This is a genomic window from Bradyrhizobium sp. Ai1a-2, from assembly GCF_000426245.1.
Taxonomy (GTDB): Bacteria; Pseudomonadota; Alphaproteobacteria; order Rhizobiales; family Xanthobacteraceae; genus Bradyrhizobium.
The window spans coordinates 1-16,487 of the sequence record NZ_AUEZ01000022.1; the positions used below are offsets into that span (position 1 = coordinate 1).

Genomic DNA, 16,487 nt, shown 5'->3' on the forward strand with positions numbered 1-16,487 from the left:
CCGGTGACCGGGCTTTCTTGCCACCGTCACCTCAAGCGCGAACAAAGTTCGCGCGAAAGGCTTAGCGCCAGCGTCGGGGCGCCAGGACCACACGACTTCGCCGTCCGCGATGTGTGTGCTCGTCAGTCACACCCATCGCGTCCACCGCATCTCACCGCAACGTTCGTGACGATCGCGAGCCGCCCCTCATTCGGGTGAGACGCGCGGATTCATAGTGCTGATTTGCCCGACGACGGAAGCGGAATGTTTTTCGCAAGCCGACTGGACGGGCCAAATCAGGTTGGAATCGCTGGCAAATTTTCTCTCCGTCATTCCGGGGCGTCGCGAAGTGATGAGCCCGGAATCGATTTTTCCTCTTGCGCATGTGGCGCAATGGATTCCGGGCCTGCGCCTTCGGCGCATCCCGGAATGACGACGAGAGAGGTTTTGGCCCGATGGATTGCGGGCCCGCGCCGGGGGCGCGCCCTGGAATAACGGGGTGGTGAAGAGTGCGCGGTTACCGTCTGCGGAACTGGCAAACCGCGGTGGGGCCACCATATCTGGCACAAAAATCGACCGCCTACCGCAATCGCTTGGCCGGCAGCGGGCGATGTGATAACGCTGACCGACCAGCTTCGACCGCCCACAATGGACCGACCGCATCCTCTAAAGGCTTGCGGCGGTGGAGATATTTCGCCGATGACCTCATCCTCCCCGAGCGCCAAATCCGGTTCCGCGCCTGATTCCTTCTTCAGGGCGACCCTTGCCGAGGCCGACCCTGAAATCGCGGAGGCGATCAAGGGCGAACTGGGCCGGCAGCGCCATGAGATCGAGCTGATCGCGTCAGAGAACATCGTCAGCCGCGCGGTGCTGGAAGCGCAGGGCTCGGTGATGACCAACAAATATGCCGAGGGCTATCCGGGCGCGCGCTACTATGGCGGCTGCGAATGGGTCGACGTTGCCGAGACGCTGGCGATCGAGCGCGCCAAGAAGCTGTTCGGCGCCAAGTTCGCCAACGTGCAGCCGAACTCCGGCAGCCAGATGAACCAGGCGGTGTTCCTGGCGCTACTGCAGCCCGGCGACACCTTCATGGGCCTCGACCTCGCCGCGGGCGGCCATCTCACCCATGGTTCGCCCGTCAACATGTCCGGCAAATGGTTCAAGGCCGTGCACTACACGGTGCGGCGCGAGGACCAGATCATCGACATGGATGCGGTGGCCAAGCAGGCCGAACAGGTCAAGCCGAAGCTGATCGTTGCGGGCGGCTCGGCCTATTCGCGCGCCTGGGATTTCAAGCGCTTCCGCGAGATCGCCGACAGTGTCGGAGCCTATCTCATGGTCGACATGGCGCATTTCGCGGGCCTCGTCGCCGGCGGCGTCCATGCTTCGCCGGTGCCACACGCACATGTCACGACCACGACGACGCACAAGTCGCTGCGCGGCCCGCGCGGCGGCCTGATGTTGTGGAATGACGAGACGCTGACCAAGAAGCTCAACTCGGCGATCTTCCCGGGCCTGCAGGGCGGCCCCTTGATGCATGTGATCGCCGCCAAGGCGGTTGCATTCGGCGAAGCGCTGCGGCCGGACTTCAAGGTCTACGCCAAGAACGTGGTTGAGAATGCCAAGGCGCTGGCGGAAACACTGCGCGGCCATGGGCTCGACATCGTCTCGGGCGGCACCGACAATCACCTCATGCTGGTCGACCTCCGGCCCAAGGGGCTGAAGGGCAACGTGTCCGAGAAGGCGTTGGTGCGCGCCGCCATCACCTGCAACAAGAACGGCATTCCGTTCGATCCCGAGACTCCGTTCGTCACCTCCGGCCTTCGGCTCGGTACGCCCGCGACGACCACGCGCGGCTTCGGCATCGCCGAGTTCAAGGAAGTCGGCGGCATGATCGCGGAAGTCTTGACCGCGCTGCAGCAGTCGCCGGAGGGCAAGGCGCCGCTGGTGGAAGCCGCGATCAAGGAACGCGTGAAGGCGCTGACCGACCGCTTCCCGATCTACCAGTAAAGGCTCGTTCGATGCGCTGCCCGAGTTGCAACAGTCTGGATACGCAGGTCAAGGACTCGCGTCCGACCGAGGATTCGGCTGTGATCCGGAGGCGGCGCGTCTGCATCACCTGCAATTTCCGCTTCACGACATTTGAGCGGGTGCAGCTCCGCGAGCTGACGGTGATCAAGCGCAACGGCCGCCGCGTTCCGTTCGACCGCGACAAGCTGGTGCGCTCGCTGCAGATCTCGTTGCGCAAGCGGCCGGTGGAGACCGAACGTTTGGAGAAGATGGTGTCCACCATCGTGCGGGAGCTCGAAAGCAGCGGCGAGGCCGAAGTTTCTTCCGAGGCCATCGGTGAGATCGTGATGGAGCATCTGCGCCAGCTCGACGATGTCGCCTATGTCCGCTTCGCCTCGGTCTACCGCAACTTCCGCGAAGCCAAGGATTTCGAGGCGGTGCTCGGCGAGCTCACCAGCGAAGACGACCCGCGCATCGCACAGTTCCGAAAATGATCTTCCGCATCCTGGAAGACAAGCTCGCCGCAGAAGCCAAACAGTCGAAAGCCGCCGATCTGCGGTTCATGCAGCTCGCGCTGACGCTCGGCCGCCGCGGGCAGGGCCGCACCTGGCCGAATCCGGCGGTCGGCGCAGTCGTGGTCAAGGATGGCATCATTGTCGGTCGCGGCTGGACCCAGCCCGGCGGCCGGCCGCACGGCGAACCGGAGGCGTTGCGGCGCGCGGGCAAAGCGGCGCGCGGCGCCACGCTCTATGTGACGCTCGAACCATGCTCGCATTTCGGCCGCTCGCCGCCTTGCGCCGACGCGATTATCGCCGCGGGCATCGCGCGCGTGGTGTCGGCGATCGAAGATCCCAATCCGCTGGTCGGCGGCCAGGGCCATGCACGGTTGCGCGCGGCCGGGATCGCGGTCGATCTCGGGCTGTGCGCGGAGGAGGCGGCGCGCGACCATGCCGGGCATTTCCGCCGTATCACCGACAAGCGCCCGCATGTGCTGCTCAAGCTCGCGGTCTCCGCCGACGACAAGATCGGCGCTGCCGGTCACCGCCCGGTGGCGATCACGGGAGACGTGGTGCGGACGCGGGTGCATCTGCTTCGCGCGCAGAGCGATGCGATCCTGATCGGGATCGGCACGGCGCTCGCCGACGATCCGGTCTTGACCTGCCGCTTGCCGGGCATGGAGGCGCGTTCGCCGGTGCGGGTGGTGCTGGATCGCGCGCTGCGCCTGCCGGGCGACAGCCGCCTGGTGCATTCGGCGCGCCAAACGCCGTTATGGGTGATGACGTCGGAGCTCGCCGAAGCACCGGCTGCGATGAAGCTGGGGGCCGCGGGGGCCCAGGTGATCCGGGTCGCGGACGCGAGCTCGCCGCCGGGACTGGACTTGCTCGCGGTGCTGCATGCGCTGGCCGAGAAGGGCATCACGAAAGTGATGGTCGAGGGCGGGGCGCGGGTGGCGTCATCCTTCGTCGCGGCTGACCTTGTCGACGAAGCCTGGCTGTTGCGCGCACCCGAAGCGGTCGGCGCCGACGGCGTGCCCGCGCTGGACGCATTGCCGCTCGCCGCGATCACGCAGTCGCCGGCCTTCAAGGTTCGTGCTAGCGAAACGCTCGGAAAAGATAGTCTCACAATTTATGAGCGTGCTTGATGTTCACGGGCATAGTCACGGATGTCGGCGAGATCACCAGCCTGACACCCACGGCGCAGGGACAGTTGCACCGGTTGCGGATCGCCTGCCGTTACGATCGCGCGACCATCGCCGATGGCGCCTCGATCGCCTGCAATGGCGTGTGCCTGACGGTGGTTGCCTCCGGGGTTGAGGGCGGCAAGGCCTGGTTCGACGTCGATGCCGCCGCCGAAACGCTTGGCATGACCACGGCGAAGCACTGGTCCGTCGGAACCCGCCTCAATCTCGAGCGCGCGCTGAAGATTGGCGATGAACTCGGCGGCCATATCGTGGCGGGCCATGCCGATGGCGTCGCCAGCATCGTCTCGCGCGAAGATCTGCCTGATATGGCGCGGTTCGTGCTCCGAACCACGCGCGATCTGGCGCGGTTCATCGCGGTCAAAGGCTCGATCACGCTCGATGGCGTATCGTTGACGGTGAATACGGTCGATGACGTCACATTTTCGGTGCTGATCATCCCGCATACTTTCACAGTCACGACGATTGGCGGCTGGCGCGCCGGCAGCGAGGTCAATATCGAAGTGGACCTCATGGCCCGCTATGCAGCACGGCTGACAGAGATGAAGTGACGGCGGCCCTTGGCACAGGCAGCGCCTGCGCCTAAAACGCCTGCCAACTCCTCATGGTGAGGAGGCGCGAAGCGCCGTCTGCGGACGGTGCTCCGTACCGCCCGGAGAACCATGAGGCCCGGATGCATCTCATCCTTCGAGACGCGGCCTCCGCCGCTCCTCAGGATGAGGGCCATGTGTGAAACGGAAAGAGATAATGGCAGACGCACGGCGTGCACCGCTGAAGGACCAGACCGACATTTCCGGCGCGCGTGCGCTGATCGTCGAGGCACGGTTCTATGACGACATTCAGGATGCGCTTCTGGAAGGCGCGGTCGCGGAATTGAAGGCCGCCGGCGTCGGTTACGACGTCATCACGGTTCCGGGCGCGCTGGAAATTCCGGCGGCGATCGCGATTGCGATCGATGCCGCAGAGAAGAACGGCAAGCCCTATGATGCGGCCATCGCGCTCGGCTGCGTGGTGCGCGGCGAGACCATTCATTTCGAGATCGTGTCGATGGAGTCATCGCGCGGCCTGATGGACCTCGCCGTGAACAGGAAGTTTCCGCTCGGCAACGGCATCATCACTGTCAACACCGAGGAACAGGCCTGGGCACGGGCGCGCGCCAATGACCTGAACAAGGGCGGCGATGCCGCGCGCGCGGCGCTTGCGATGCTGCGCATCAAACGTCGGCTGGCGAAGGGTTGACCATGGCGGAAGACAGGAAGCCGGTAAAACCAGCGGACCGGAAGGCCAATCGGCGCGGCGCGGCTCGGCTCGCAGCCGTGCAGGCGCTCTACCAGATGGACATCGCCGGCGCCGGGCTGAACGACGTGATCGCGGAGTTCGAGAGCCACTGGCTCGGCAACGAGGTCGAAGGCGAGACGTATCTGCCGGCGGAAGCAGCGTTTTTCCGTGACGTCGTCTCCGGCGTGGTGCGCGACCAGGCCAGGCTCGATCCGTTGATCGACGAGGCGCTGTCCAAGGGCTGGCCGCTGCAGCGGATCGATGCGATCCTGCGCGCGGTGCTGCGGGCAGGCTCCTACGAACTGGAGCACCGCAAGGACGTGCCGGGCCGCGTGGTCGTCTCCGAATATGTCGACGTCGCGCATGCGTTCGTGGAGAAGGACGAGACCGGCATGGTGAACGCGGTGCTCGACCAGATCGCCCGGCAGTTCCGGGCCGACGAGTTCGTGCGTGGCTAACCCACGCATTCCGCCGTCATCATCCGCGAATGCGGATGATCCAGTAAGCGGCGACGGTTATGCTGGATCACGGGCAGCGCGGAATACTGGATCGCCCGGTCAAGCCGGGCGATGACGGGTGAGGAGACTTCGGGCGGCATGGCCAGCGGGAAGAGCAACTCATCCGGTGAAGACTCCCTGATCGCGCGCTACTTCAAGCCGCTCGCGAAGGACCCGGGCGCCTTCAATCTCGATGACGATGCGGCGGCGCTGCGTGCGGGGGACGACGATATCGTCGTCACCACCGATGCGATCGTCGAGGGCGTGCATTTCCTGCGCGGCGATCCGCCGGCGACGCTGGCGCGCAAGGCGCTGCGGGTCAATCTCTCCGATCTGGCGGCGAAGGGGGCGGACCCTGCCGGCTTCGTGCTGACACTGGCGCTGCGCGGTGCTGACGATGCCTGGCTAAAACCGTTTGCGCAGGCGCTTGGCGAGGACGCCGCGCAATTCGGCTGTCCGCTGCTAGGCGGCGACACGGTCTCCACGCCGGGACCGGTCATGATCTCGGTTACTGCGTTCGGGCGCCTGCCGCAGGGCAAGATGGTTCATCGCCGCGGCGCGCGGGCAGGGGACCGCGTCGTGGTTACCGGCACCATCGGCGATGCCGCGCTCGGGCTCAACCTGCTGAAGGCCGGGCCGGTCGCTTCGGCGCTCGCCAACGACGCTGCCGCCCGCGAGATGCTCACCGGCCGCTACCGCGTGCCGCAGCCGCGCAATGCGCTCGCCAGGGCGGTGCGCGACTACGCCAGCGCCGCGATGGACGTATCCGATGGGCTTGCCGGTGATCTCGCAAAGCTCTGCACGGCTTCCGCCGTCTCGGCCGTGATCGACGTCCAGAGCATTCCGCTCTCGCCGTCGGCCGCCGCGCTGGTGGCGCGCAAGGTCGTCGGCATCGAGACCCTGCTCTCGGGCGGCGACGACTACGAGATCCTCTGCGCGATCCCCGGGGACCGCATGGCCGCCTTCGTGCAGGAGGCCAAGCGGGCCGGCGTTGCTGTGACAGCGATCGGCGGCATCATCGCGGGCTCCGCACCCCCAAGCTTCCTCGACTCACAGGGCCGGGAATTGGCGCTGAAGCGCCTGTCCTACAGCCATTTCTAGAGGGCAAGCCGCATCCGCGATGGATGCTCTGCTCCTTCTCGCGCTCGCGGGGAGGTGAAGGGGACGCGCGGCCTGATTTAACCGGTCGCATCGGGCTCTAGAATTACCCGAGAAAGCCGCCCCTCAGACTAATTGGCTGCCCAAATCGTCCCGTTTTGGCCCCCGGCGGCGTTGCGCTGCGAAAGCGATTTTGGCAAGGTCGTGACCGATTGTGGCCACCCTTCAGGGCAGGGGTGGACCACTTAATAAGCGCCTGCCGCATCCCGCGGAAAAAACAAAGGCGTGGGGATACATCAAGGATCTGAGGCAAAATTCCAATGACAGCATTATGGTTGATCGTGCTCTGCGGAATACTTTCCGTTGTCTACGCGATCTGGGCTACTTCTTCCGTTCTGAACGCTGACGCGGGCAGCCCGCGCATGCAGGAGATTGCCGCGGCGGTGCGCGAAGGCGCACAGGCCTATCTGCGGCGCCAGTACACCACGATCGGCATCGTCGGTGTCGTGATCTTCATCCTGCTGACCTACTTCCTCGGCGCCCTGGTCGCGATCGGCTTCGCGATCGGTGCGATCCTGTCGGGCGCGGCCGGTTTCATCGGCATGAACGTCTCGGTCCGCGCCAATGTCCGCACCGCGCAGGCGGCGACGAAGTCGCTCGCCGGCGGCCTGGAGCTGGCCTTCAAGGCGGGCGCGATCACCGGCCTGCTGGTCGCGGGCCTGGCGCTGCTCGGCGTCACCATCTATTTCGCCTACCTGACCAAGATCGCAGGGTTCGCGGCGGATAGCCGCACTGTGATCGACGCCATGGTGGCGCTCGGCTTCGGCGCTTCGCTGATCTCGATCTTCGCCCGTCTCGGCGGCGGCATCTTCACCAAGGGCGCCGACGTCGGCGGCGATCTCGTCGGCAAGGTCGAGGCCGGCATCCCCGAGGACGATCCACGCAACCCGGCCACCATCGCAGACAATGTCGGCGACAATGTCGGCGACTGCGCCGGCATGGCGGCCGACCTGTTCGAGACCTATGCGGTGACCGCGGTCGCCACCATGGTGCTGGCGGCGATCTTCTTCGCGAAGTCGCCGATCCTGGTGAACATGATGACGCTGCCGCTCGCGATCGGCGGCATCTGCATCATCACCTCGATCATCGGGACTTTCTTCGTCAAGCTCGGCTCCAGCCAGTCGATCATGGGCGCGCTCTACAAGGGCCTGATCGCGACCGGCATCCTGTCGCTGATCGGCATCGCCGGCGTGATCTACTACCTGATCGGCTTCGACAAGCTGCCGGGCGTGGACTATTCCGGCATGTCGCTGTTCCAATGCGGCGTGGTCGGCCTCGTCGTCACCGCGCTGATCATCTGGATCACCGAATACTATACCGGCACCGACTATCGGCCGGTGAAGTCGATCGCGGCCGCCTCGGTCACCGGCCACGGCACCAACGTGATCCAGGGGCTGGCGATCTCGATGGAGGCGACCGCGCTGCCGGCCATGGTCATCATCGCCGGCATCCTCGTCACCTACAGCCTCGCCGGCCTGTTCGGCATCGCGATCGCGACGGCGACCATGTTGGCGCTGGCCGGCATGATCGTGGCGCTCGACGCCTTCGGTCCGGTCACCGACAATGCCGGCGGCATCGCCGAGATGGCGGGACTGCCGAAGGAGGTGCGCAAGTCGACCGACGCGCTGGACGCGGTCGGCAACACCACCAAGGCCGTGACCAAGGGCTATGCGATCGGTTCCGCCGGTCTCGGCGCGCTGGTGCTGTTTGCGGCCTATAACCAGGACCTCAAATTCTTCATCAGCGACTCCGCCAATCACACCTACTTCGCGGGCGTCAATCCGGACTTCTCGCTCAACAATCCTTATGTGGTGGTCGGGCTGCTGTTCGGTGGCCTCTTGCCATATCTGTTCGGCGCGATGGGCATGACCGCTGTCGGCCGTGCGGCCGGCGCGATCGTGGAAGAGGTGCGGCGCCAGTTCCGCGAGAAGCCGGGCATCATGCAGGGCACCGACAAGCCGGACTACGGCAAGGCGGTCGACCTCCTGACCAAGGCTGCGATCAAGGAGATGATCATCCCCTCGCTGCTGCCGGTGCTGTCGCCGATCGTGGTCTACTTCCTGATCTACGCGATCGCGGGCGGCGGCGCGGCCGGCAAGTCGGCGGCGTTCTCCGCCGTCGGCGCGATGCTGCTCGGCGTCATCGTCACCGGCCTGTTCGTGGCGATCTCCATGACGTCAGGCGGCGGCGCCTGGGATAACGCCAAGAAATACATCGAAGACGGCCATTACGGCGGCAAGGGCTCCGATGCCCACAAGTCCGCGGTGACGGGCGACACCGTCGGCGATCCCTACAAGGACACCGCGGGCCCGGCGGTCAACCCGATGATCAAGATCACCAACATCGTGGCGCTGCTGCTGCTGGCAATCCTGGCGCACTGAGCGGCGCGAGCTGAACGCAAAACCCCGCGACGCAAGTCGCGGGGTTTTGTTTTGAGCGTGTCGATCGCACCCTCCGCGTCATTGCGAGCGAAGCGAAGCAATCCATGTCACTACGGGTGGATTGCTTCGTCGCTGACGCTCCTCGCAATGACGGCGGTAGAAGCTATTTCACCTCCATCTGCAGGCCTTCCTTCTCGATGATAGCAGCGAATTTCTTCGTCTCGGCGTCGACGAAATCGGTGAACTGCTGCGGCGTGCCGTAGTCGGGGCGGGCGCCCATGCCGGCGATGTTCTTCTTGATGTCGTCGCGCTCAAGCATCGCCTTCACCTGGCGGTTGAGCTCGTCCACGATCGGCGCGGGTGTGGTCTTGGGCAGGAAGACGCCGAACCAGGAGGAGACTTCGAATTTCGATAGCTCCGGCGCGCTCTCGCGCATGGTCGGCAGTTTCGGCGCGGCATCGCTGCGCTCGGTGGTGGTGACGCAGAGCCCGTTGAGCTTGCCGTCGAGCACCTGCGGCAGCGACGGGTAGAGGTTGTCGAACAGGACCTGGATGTCACCCGCGAGTCCGGCCTGCAGCGCGGGGCCGGCGCCGCGGAACGGCACATGGGTCATCTTCAACCCGGTGAGCTGCAGGAACCAGGCGCCCGTTAGATGCGGGCTCTGGCCGGTCCCGGACGAGCCATAGGTGAGCTTGTCCGGATTGGCCTTCAGATAGGTGATCAGTTCGGGGATCGACTTGATGCCGGTCGAGGGATGCGCCGAGACGATGTTCGGAATCCGGATCATGTTGGAGACCGGCTGCAACTGATCCTTCTGGTAGTTGAGGTTCTTGAAGATCGAATAGGCGATCGCATTCGGCCCGGGATTGCCGATCAGGATGGTGTGGCCGTCGCCCTTGTTGCGGACGACCTCGGCGGTGCCGATGGTGCCGCCGGCGCCCGAGCGGCTCTCCACGATCGCCGACTGTCCCCAGGCGGTCTGCAGATGCGCCGCCAGCAGGCGGCCCATCACGTCGGTGGAGCCGCCGGCGGCGGCCGGCACGATCAGGCGGACAGTCTCGGTCGGCCGCCAGTCGCCGGCCCCGAGGCTCGCGCGCGGCAGGATGGCGGCGGCCGAGACGGCGGCCGTGCCCGTCAGCAGACGACGGCGGGAAAGCAAGGTTCGGCTCACGTGTTCACTCCCTGATTTGATCTTGTTTTCAGGGAGCGTAGGGGAGCGCAGGGCGGTCCGGCAAGCGAGGAGTTAAGCGGCGACTTGGCGCAGCGGGCCGATGGTTAGTTGAAGCTCAAGAGCTTGAACAGCGGCGTCAGGTAGCTGAGCTCCTGGCCCGAGGTCGGGGTGGTGCGGCTGACGAAGTCGAAGATCTTGCCGTCCTGCAGGCCGTAATTGGCGATGCGGCGGACGGTGCGGTTCTTGTCGAAATAAACCGCGATCACGCGCTGGTCGACCACCCGCTGGTTCATGAAGGCGACCGGACGCTCGGTGCGCTGGGAGATGTAATAGAACACCTCGCCGTCCAGCGTCGCCACCGTCGAGGGCGTGCCCATCACGATCAGCACCTGGTCCTGGCTGGCGCCGATCGGAATCTGCTCCAGCGCGCCCTGGGGCAGGATATACCCCTTCTGGAATTGCTCGCCAGTGCAGGCGGCCAGCAGCACGCAGACGAGGCCGATGGCCGCCGCGACGCGGCAGCGCGCTAGCACGCCGCGTAAAGAGGACACGCGTGGGCTGATCTCGTTGGCTCTGGTCATCGGCGGAACTGATTCGTCCCCTTGCGTCGCGCGAGGCGTTGACGTACCGGGCACGGCTGAGGATTGCAACAGAAGCGGGCGCTTTGGGCCCCCGCGCGGAACCCACAATGCTTTGGCCGTTCAATCAATTCAGAAAACCCCGGCTAACACCGCGCGGCACCATTGAGACCATCTATGGCATGATCGTGACGCAGGCGCGAGAACCGGTGTTTTACCGGCAGTTCGCGGTCGCGGACACGGTTAACGGCCGATTCGACCTGCTGCTGGTGCATTTGTGGCTGGTGCTGCGGCGCCTGCGGGCGGTGGAAGGCGAATCGGGCCTGTCGCAGGCGTTGTTCGACCGCTTTTGCGAGGACATGGACGACAATCTGCGCGAAATGGGGGTTGGCGACCTCACGGTGCCGAAGCGGATGAAGGCGTTCGGCGAAGCCTTCTACGGCCGTTCCGTGGCCTACGATCTTGCGCTCTCCGACGGCCCCGAGGCGCTGGCAAACGCTTTCTGCAAGAATATCTTTGATGGCAAGGACATCGAGAAGGCACGGCAGCTCGCGACCTATGCCGGGCGCGTGGCGGCCGTGCTGGACCAGCTCGACGCAACGGCGCTGTCGGGCGGATCGTGGAAGTTTCCAGTGCCGGAGCAGGTGGGCGCGGCTCAATGAACAGGACGACCGAGACAGAGAGGCTGAGCATTCCGCGCGACCCTTGGCGCGCGCTGGTCGCGGTGGCGCAGGTGCCGGAAACCGGCCTGCACCGCGACATCGAGGCCGATCCACGCCAGCGCCAGGCACTGGCTGATATTGCGGGCCTGCGCGAAGTGCTTTCCGCTGAGGCATCGTTCGACGTCACGCCGAAGAGCGGCGGCCGCTTCCATGTCGCGGGCTCCGTGCGCGCCCGCATCGGGCAGACCTGCGTGGTGACGCTCGAGGAGATCGAGAACGACATCGACGAGGAGATCGACCTGATCTTCGCTCCGCCGGAGCAGATCCCGCAGATGGCTGCGCTGGCGGAAGAGGCCGAACGCAGCGACGCCGAGATTCCCGACCCGCCGGAGCCGATCGAGAACGGCATGATCGATCTCGGCCGGCTTGCGACCGACGCTCTGTTCCTCGCGATCGATCCCTATCCGCGCAAGGCGGATGCCGTGTTCGAGTCGGTGGTCGAGGCCGCCGACCCCGAGGATCACCCGTTTGCCGCGCTGAAAGCGTTGCAGGCCACGCCGAAAACCCCCGGTGGAAACAGGCCGAAAGGGAAATCCAACGGGAAATAGGCTCCGGTTAAAGTGGATTGTGAGGGCGAACCATCGCGCGAAATCGATCCTATGCATTCTCATAAATATGAGATAAGATATTGAACAAATTGAAATATCCTGTGTCGATGCCTCCGCATTCCCGCAACCCTGAGCCGGCTGGTAAAGCTTGGTGAAGAGGTTGTGTCAGAATGGGGACAGGTTATTGTCGCGGCCCGGCCGGGCGCGCCGTTGCCTCCGGCCGTACATCGCTTGCGCGATGGACATCGCGATTGCGACAGACATCGCTGACCGCGATGGACATCGCTGATGGCGGTGGCTTTCAAACGGGTGGCTGGTCCGCTTCAAGGCCGCCGAGAGCAGGTTTCCGGGACGTTCATGCCTAAAAAGGTTCGAATCGCGCTTGACGCCATGGGTGGCGATGACGGCGCATCGGTCGTCGTCCCCGGCGCCGCCATCTCGTTGAGCCGGCATCCTGACACCGAATTCTTGCTGTTTGGCGACAGCAAGCTGATCGAGTCGGAATTGGCGGCGCATCCCGCTCTGAAGGCGGCCTCGCGCGTGATCCACACCGACGTCGCGATCAGCAACGATGAGAAGCCGAGTCAGGCGCTCAGGCGCGGCCGCAAGACCTCATCGATGTGGCTTGCGATCGACGCGGTGAAGCACGGAGAGGCCGATGTCGCGGTGTCAGCCGGCAACACCGGCGCGCTGATGGCGATGGCGCGGTTCAACCTGCGCACGTTGCCCGGAATCGACCGCCCGGCGATCGCGGCGCTGTGGCCGACCGTGCGTGGCGACACCATCGTGCTCGACCTCGGTGCGACCATCGGTGGCGACGCGCAGCATTTGGTGGCGCTGGCTTTGATGGGCGGCGCGATGGCGAGCGTCCGATTCAACGTGGAGCGGCCGACCGTAGGGCTGCTCAACATCGGTCGGGAAGAGATGAAGGGACATGAGGAGATCCGCGAGGCGGCCGAGATGTTGCGGGCGATGAACCTGCCGCAACTGAACTATGTCGGCTTCGTCGAGAGCGACGGCATCGGCAAGGGCATCGCCGACGTTGTCGTCACGGAGGGATATGCCGGCAACATCGCGCTGAAGGCGGCCGAGGGCACCGCGCGGCAGATGGTGGACTTCCTGCGCAATGCTTTGTCCCAGACCTGGCCGAGGCGCATCGGCTATCTCCTGGCCCGCGGCGCCTTCCGGGCGTTGCGCGACAAGATGGATCCCAACAAGTCAAATGGCGGGGTGCTGCTCGGCCTCAAGGGCCTGGTGGTGAAAAGTCACGGTGGGATCAATTCCGAAGGCTTTGCCTACGCGGTCGATGTTGGCTATGAGATGGCCCACTACGATCTCCTCACCAAGATCAATCAGATGCTCAACCGCGTCGGCAGCGCGCTGGCCTCAGCGCAGACCGCGCAGGAGGCTGTCTCGTGACTGCGATACGATCGGTCGTGCTCGGCTGCGGCTCTTATCTGCCGGCGCGGGTCGTGACCAATGCCGAGCTGGCGACCCGGGTTGATACGTCAGACGAATGGATCGTGCAGCGCACCGGCATCAGGGAGCGGCACATCGCGGCCGAAGGGGAGTTCACCTCCCATCTCGGCATCAACGCGGCGCGCGCGGCACTGGCGAACGCCGGCCTTGATGCGCAGGACATCGACCTGATCGTGCTCGCGACCTCGACGCCGGACAATACGTTTCCGGCAACCGCGGTCGCGGTGCAGAACGGGCTCGGCATCACCCATGGCGTAGCTTTCGACTTGCAAGCGGTGTGCTCCGGCTTCGTGTTCGCGCTGGCGACCGCCGACAATTTCCTGCGCACCGGCGCCTACAAGCGGGCGCTGGTGATCGGTGCCGAGACCTTCTCGCGCATCCTGGACTGGAACGACCGCGGCACCTGCGTGCTGTTCGGCGACGGCGCCGGCGCGGTGGTGCTGGAAGCGCAGGAGCAGCCGGGCAAACCGTCTGACCGCGGCGTGCTGACGACGCATCTGCGCTCCGACGGCCGCCACAAGTCGAAGCTGTTCGTCGACGGCGGCCCGGGATCGACGCAGACGGTCGGCCATCTGCGAATGGAAGGCCGCGAAGTGTTCAAGCATGCGGTCGGCATGATCACCGACGTGATCGTCGACGCCTTCAACGCCACCGGCGCCAGCGCCGAGGACATCGACTGGTTCATTCCGCACCAGGCCAACAAGCGGATCATCGATGCTTCGGCGCACAAGCTTCATATTGCACCGCAAAAAGTGGTGCTGACGGTCGATCGCCACGGCAACACCTCGGCGGCATCGATTCCCCTGGCGCTGTCCGTCGCGGTGAAGGATGGACGCGTGAAGCGGGGCGATCTCGTGCTGTTCGAAGCGATGGGTGGCGGCTTCACCTGGGGCTCGGCGCTCGTCCGTTGGTGAGTCTCGCAATCAAAAAGGATACCTCCCTGACGATTTTTGGCAGGCTGCTGCATTATCGCCACTGTTGACCATTGCCTGCTAACCTCCTAATTTCAGGGGACAAATTTTGTTCGCCGAGAGTGCGGGGCAGGCGATGACCGGAACCGGTAAAACAGTCACACGAGTCGATTTGTGCGAAGCGGTCTACCAAAAGGTGGGGCTGTCGCGCACCGAATCCTCGGCGTTTGTCGAGCTCGTCTTGAAGGAAATCACCGATTGCCTGGAAAAGGGTGAAACGGTGAAGCTGTCATCCTTCGGCTCGTTCATGGTGCGAAAGAAGGGCCAGCGCATCGGACGTAATCCGAAGACCGGCACCGAAGTGCCGATCTCGCCGCGGCGGGTGATGGTGTTCAAGCCGTCGGCGATCCTGAAGCAGCGGATCAACGGCAACCACGGGCCGACCAACGGCGAAGGCAAGAGCGGATAAGTCCTTCTTGGGCGTTATGACGTTTCTTCGAATCGTCATCCCGCGCTATCGTTGTTCGAGTGTGATCACGGCGCGGACGCGTGGCGTCTGTCGCAAGCGCATTTGCGCGGATCATGCTCTGGAGCATGTTCGGTTCTGTTGAATCAGAGCCGAAACTCTAGAGTCTTGTTCTGACGCGTTTTCTTGACGCGAACCGGTATCCACTTCGCTCGAAAACGCTCTAGGAGAGGGAGCGGGCATTTGGAAAAGGCGCCCGATGCATTCCGTACCATCAGCGAGGTAGCGGACGAACTCGACATCCCCCAGCATGTGTTGCGCTTCTGGGAGACGCGGTTCGCGCAGATCAAGCCGATGAAGCGTAGCGGCGGCCGCCGCTACTACCGCCCTGACGATGTCGACCTGCTCAAGGGGATTCGCCGTCTGTTGTACGGCGAGGGCTATACCATCCGTGGCGTGCAGCGGATCCTGAAGGAGCACGGCATCAAGTCGGTCCAGGCGGTCGCCGACCAGAGCGCGGCGATCTCCTTCGGCGCCGTCGAGGAGGCGATCGGCCAGAGCCTGCGGGAACCCGACGAGGAGGATGAGGAGGCCGCCGGCCACGATAACGATGCCGAGGACGAGGAATTTGATGACGGCAACGCTATCGAGATCGATTACCGCTTCGTCGACCCCGACGAGGACGGCATCCTTGCCCCCTTCAAGGGCCGGCAGGCACCGGCCGCGCAGCCTGCGGCCGCAGCGGCGCCCGCCCGCGGCATCCCTGCCGCCGACCGCGAGCGCCTGCAGCGCGCGCTGCAGGACCTGATCAGCTGCCGGGAGATGCTGGATTCGGCATTGAAGGACGGCGAAAGCCGGTAATCGCGGCCGGGCTGTCTAGAGCATTTTCGGTTCTGATTGAATCAGAACCGAAGCTCTAGATTCTTGTTTTGACGCGTTTTCTGCGCAGATAAGTCTACGCAATCTGCGTAAACTTGATTGCTGTGCGAACCGGTATCCACTTCGCTCGAAAACGCTCTAGGAGCCGGCCGGCGGATGCACCGGCTCGCGGTGCACCTCGCGTCCTGACTCGCTGACGACCACGATCGCCAGGTCCGGTTCAGCAGGAGCCTCCTTGCGAAAATGCGCGGCGAGCTCCTTGCTGTATTCGATAGCCTCGGCGTCCGATGAAAACTGCTTCCCGATCCGGTCGCGGGTCGGAACTCCGTCCTTCCGGTCGAAATAGAAGGTCTGCACTTCGTTTGCCTCTGGTTTTGGGATCGTGGGCGGACTGGCGGAACGGCTACCCAACTACCGCGCCGACGGGAACTTTGGCTTGATCTGCCTCAATCTGGAGCGGCGGGCCCAAGCCGAGCCGTTTCGGTCGCGCGCTTCTGCGAGAGCCGCCCGCGGGACAAGGCTCGGTGAGCACGATCCGATCGCGCCTTGCGCGAAGCCCTGATCGCAGCTAATGGAACGATATCGGAGCGTGGCGCAGCCCGGTTAGCGCACTAGTCTGGGAGACTAGGGGTCGAAGGTTCAAATCCTTTCGCTCCGACCAAAATCTTCAATGTTTTGATGTGTACCCAGACGGGCGGTTTGCAGGCGACCGCCCGGTTTACAATTTTGTT

General features: G+C 64.6%; 18 protein-coding genes and 1 tRNA gene. 16 read left to right on the plus strand and 3 right to left on the minus strand.

The genetic code is table 11. From position 1 onward, the window contains the following. Nucleotides 1-214: 214 nt before the first annotated feature. From K288_RS0116615 to K288_RS0116655, 9 genes are all read left to right on the plus strand, one after another. Nucleotides 215-412 carry a hypothetical protein gene (locus tag K288_RS0116615; protein WP_027580570.1) on the plus strand — a complete coding sequence of 66 codons (198 nt, stop codon included), beginning with the start codon at nt 215-217 and terminating at the stop codon, nt 410-412. A gap of 266 nt (nt 413-678) precedes the next feature. Next, nucleotides 679-1,989, plus strand: coding sequence for a serine hydroxymethyltransferase (gene glyA / locus K288_RS0116620; RefSeq protein ID WP_027580571.1), 1,311 nt, complete (start codon nt 679-681; stop codon nt 1,987-1,989). A gap of 11 nt (nt 1,990-2,000) precedes the next feature. Further along, entirely contained in the window at nt 2,001-2,483 is a 483-nt protein-coding gene (gene nrdR / locus K288_RS0116625) for a transcriptional regulator NrdR (protein ID WP_027580572.1), read from the plus strand. Continuing rightward, complete coding sequence (gene ribD, locus K288_RS0116630; RefSeq protein ID WP_027580573.1) at nt 2,480-3,631, plus strand: bifunctional diaminohydroxyphosphoribosylaminopyrimidine deaminase/5-amino-6-(5-phosphoribosylamino)uracil reductase RibD; 1,152 nt, start codon at nt 2,480-2,482, stop codon at nt 3,629-3,631. The genes nrdR and ribD overlap by 4 nt, the downstream gene beginning before the upstream one ends. Continuing rightward, entirely contained in the window at nt 3,631-4,239 is a 609-nt protein-coding gene (locus tag K288_RS0116635; protein WP_027580574.1) for a riboflavin synthase, read from the plus strand. The genes ribD and K288_RS0116635 overlap by 1 nt, the downstream gene beginning before the upstream one ends. Before the next feature lie 196 nt (nt 4,240-4,435). After that, a complete protein-coding gene (gene ribH, locus K288_RS0116640) occupies nt 4,436-4,927 on the plus strand; it encodes a 6,7-dimethyl-8-ribityllumazine synthase (RefSeq protein ID WP_027580575.1) in 492 nt (163 codons plus the stop codon). A gap of 2 nt (nt 4,928-4,929) precedes the next feature. Continuing rightward, the gene (gene nusB, locus K288_RS0116645) at nt 4,930-5,424 is read left to right on the plus strand and encodes a transcription antitermination factor NusB (protein WP_027580576.1); all 495 of its coding nucleotides are present in this window, start codon (nt 4,930-4,932) and stop codon (nt 5,422-5,424) included. Nucleotides 5,425-5,562: 138 nt separating this feature from the next. Beyond that, nucleotides 5,563-6,564 (plus strand): thiamine-phosphate kinase, encoded by a 1,002-nt coding sequence (gene thiL / locus K288_RS0116650; RefSeq protein WP_027580577.1) that lies wholly within the window; start codon nt 5,563-5,565, stop codon nt 6,562-6,564. Nucleotides 6,565-6,881: 317 nt separating this feature from the next. Continuing rightward, nucleotides 6,882-9,002: a sodium-translocating pyrophosphatase gene (locus tag K288_RS0116655; RefSeq protein WP_027580578.1), complete on the plus strand. Its 2,121-nt coding sequence runs from the start codon at nt 6,882-6,884 to the stop codon at nt 9,000-9,002. A 163-nt stretch (nt 9,003-9,165) separates the two neighbouring features. On the opposite strand, the gene K288_RS0116660 is transcribed toward K288_RS0116655, so the two are convergent. Both K288_RS0116660 and K288_RS0116665 read right to left on the minus strand, forming a co-directional pair. Continuing rightward, nucleotides 9,166-10,173 carry a tripartite tricarboxylate transporter substrate binding protein gene (locus K288_RS0116660; RefSeq protein WP_027580579.1) on the minus strand — a complete coding sequence of 336 codons (1,008 nt, stop codon included), beginning with the start codon at nt 10,171-10,173 and terminating at the stop codon, nt 9,166-9,168. 104 nt (nt 10,174-10,277) lie between these two features. Next, nucleotides 10,278-10,754: an outer membrane protein assembly factor BamE gene (locus K288_RS0116665; protein WP_027580580.1), complete on the minus strand. Its 477-nt coding sequence runs from the start codon at nt 10,752-10,754 to the stop codon at nt 10,278-10,280. 107 nt (nt 10,755-10,861) lie between these two features. On the opposite strand from K288_RS0116665, the gene K288_RS0116670 reads away from it, so the two are divergent. The 6 genes from K288_RS0116670 to K288_RS0116695 all read left to right on the plus strand — a co-directional run bounded on the left by K288_RS0116670 (nt 10,862) and on the right by K288_RS0116695 (nt 15,738). Next, a complete protein-coding gene (locus K288_RS0116670; protein WP_027580581.1) occupies nt 10,862-11,413 on the plus strand; it encodes a ubiquinol-cytochrome C chaperone family protein in 552 nt (183 codons plus the stop codon). Beyond that, nucleotides 11,410-12,021 carry a DUF177 domain-containing protein gene (locus tag K288_RS45745; RefSeq protein ID WP_051334577.1) on the plus strand — a complete coding sequence of 204 codons (612 nt, stop codon included), beginning with the start codon at nt 11,410-11,412 and terminating at the stop codon, nt 12,019-12,021. The genes K288_RS0116670 and K288_RS45745 overlap by 4 nt, the downstream gene beginning before the upstream one ends. Nucleotides 12,022-12,378: 357 nt before the next feature. Further along, nucleotides 12,379-13,440, plus strand: a complete 1,062-nt coding sequence (plsX, locus tag K288_RS0116680) for a phosphate acyltransferase PlsX (protein ID WP_027580582.1) — start codon at nt 12,379-12,381, stop codon at nt 13,438-13,440. Beyond that, nucleotides 13,437-14,414, plus strand: a complete 978-nt coding sequence (locus K288_RS0116685; protein ID WP_027580583.1) for a beta-ketoacyl-ACP synthase III — start codon at nt 13,437-13,439, stop codon at nt 14,412-14,414. The genes plsX and K288_RS0116685 overlap by 4 nt, the downstream gene beginning before the upstream one ends. Nucleotides 14,415-14,547: 133 nt before the next feature. Then, complete coding sequence (locus tag K288_RS0116690) at nt 14,548-14,880, plus strand: integration host factor subunit alpha (RefSeq protein WP_027580584.1); 333 nt, start codon at nt 14,548-14,550, stop codon at nt 14,878-14,880. A gap of 240 nt (nt 14,881-15,120) precedes the next feature. After that, nucleotides 15,121-15,738 (plus strand): MerR family transcriptional regulator, encoded by a 618-nt coding sequence (locus K288_RS0116695; RefSeq protein WP_027580585.1) that lies wholly within the window; start codon nt 15,121-15,123, stop codon nt 15,736-15,738. 156 nt (nt 15,739-15,894) lie between these two features. Here K288_RS0116695 and K288_RS0116700 read toward each other — a convergent pair whose 3' ends face one another. Then, entirely contained in the window at nt 15,895-16,113 is a 219-nt protein-coding gene (locus K288_RS0116700) for a hypothetical protein (RefSeq protein ID WP_027580586.1), read from the minus strand. A 226-nt stretch (nt 16,114-16,339) separates the two neighbouring features. Between K288_RS0116700 and K288_RS0116705 the strand changes: the two genes are divergently transcribed. Next, nucleotides 16,340-16,417 (plus strand) — tRNA-Pro (locus K288_RS0116705). Nucleotides 16,418-16,487: the final 70 nt, after the last annotated feature.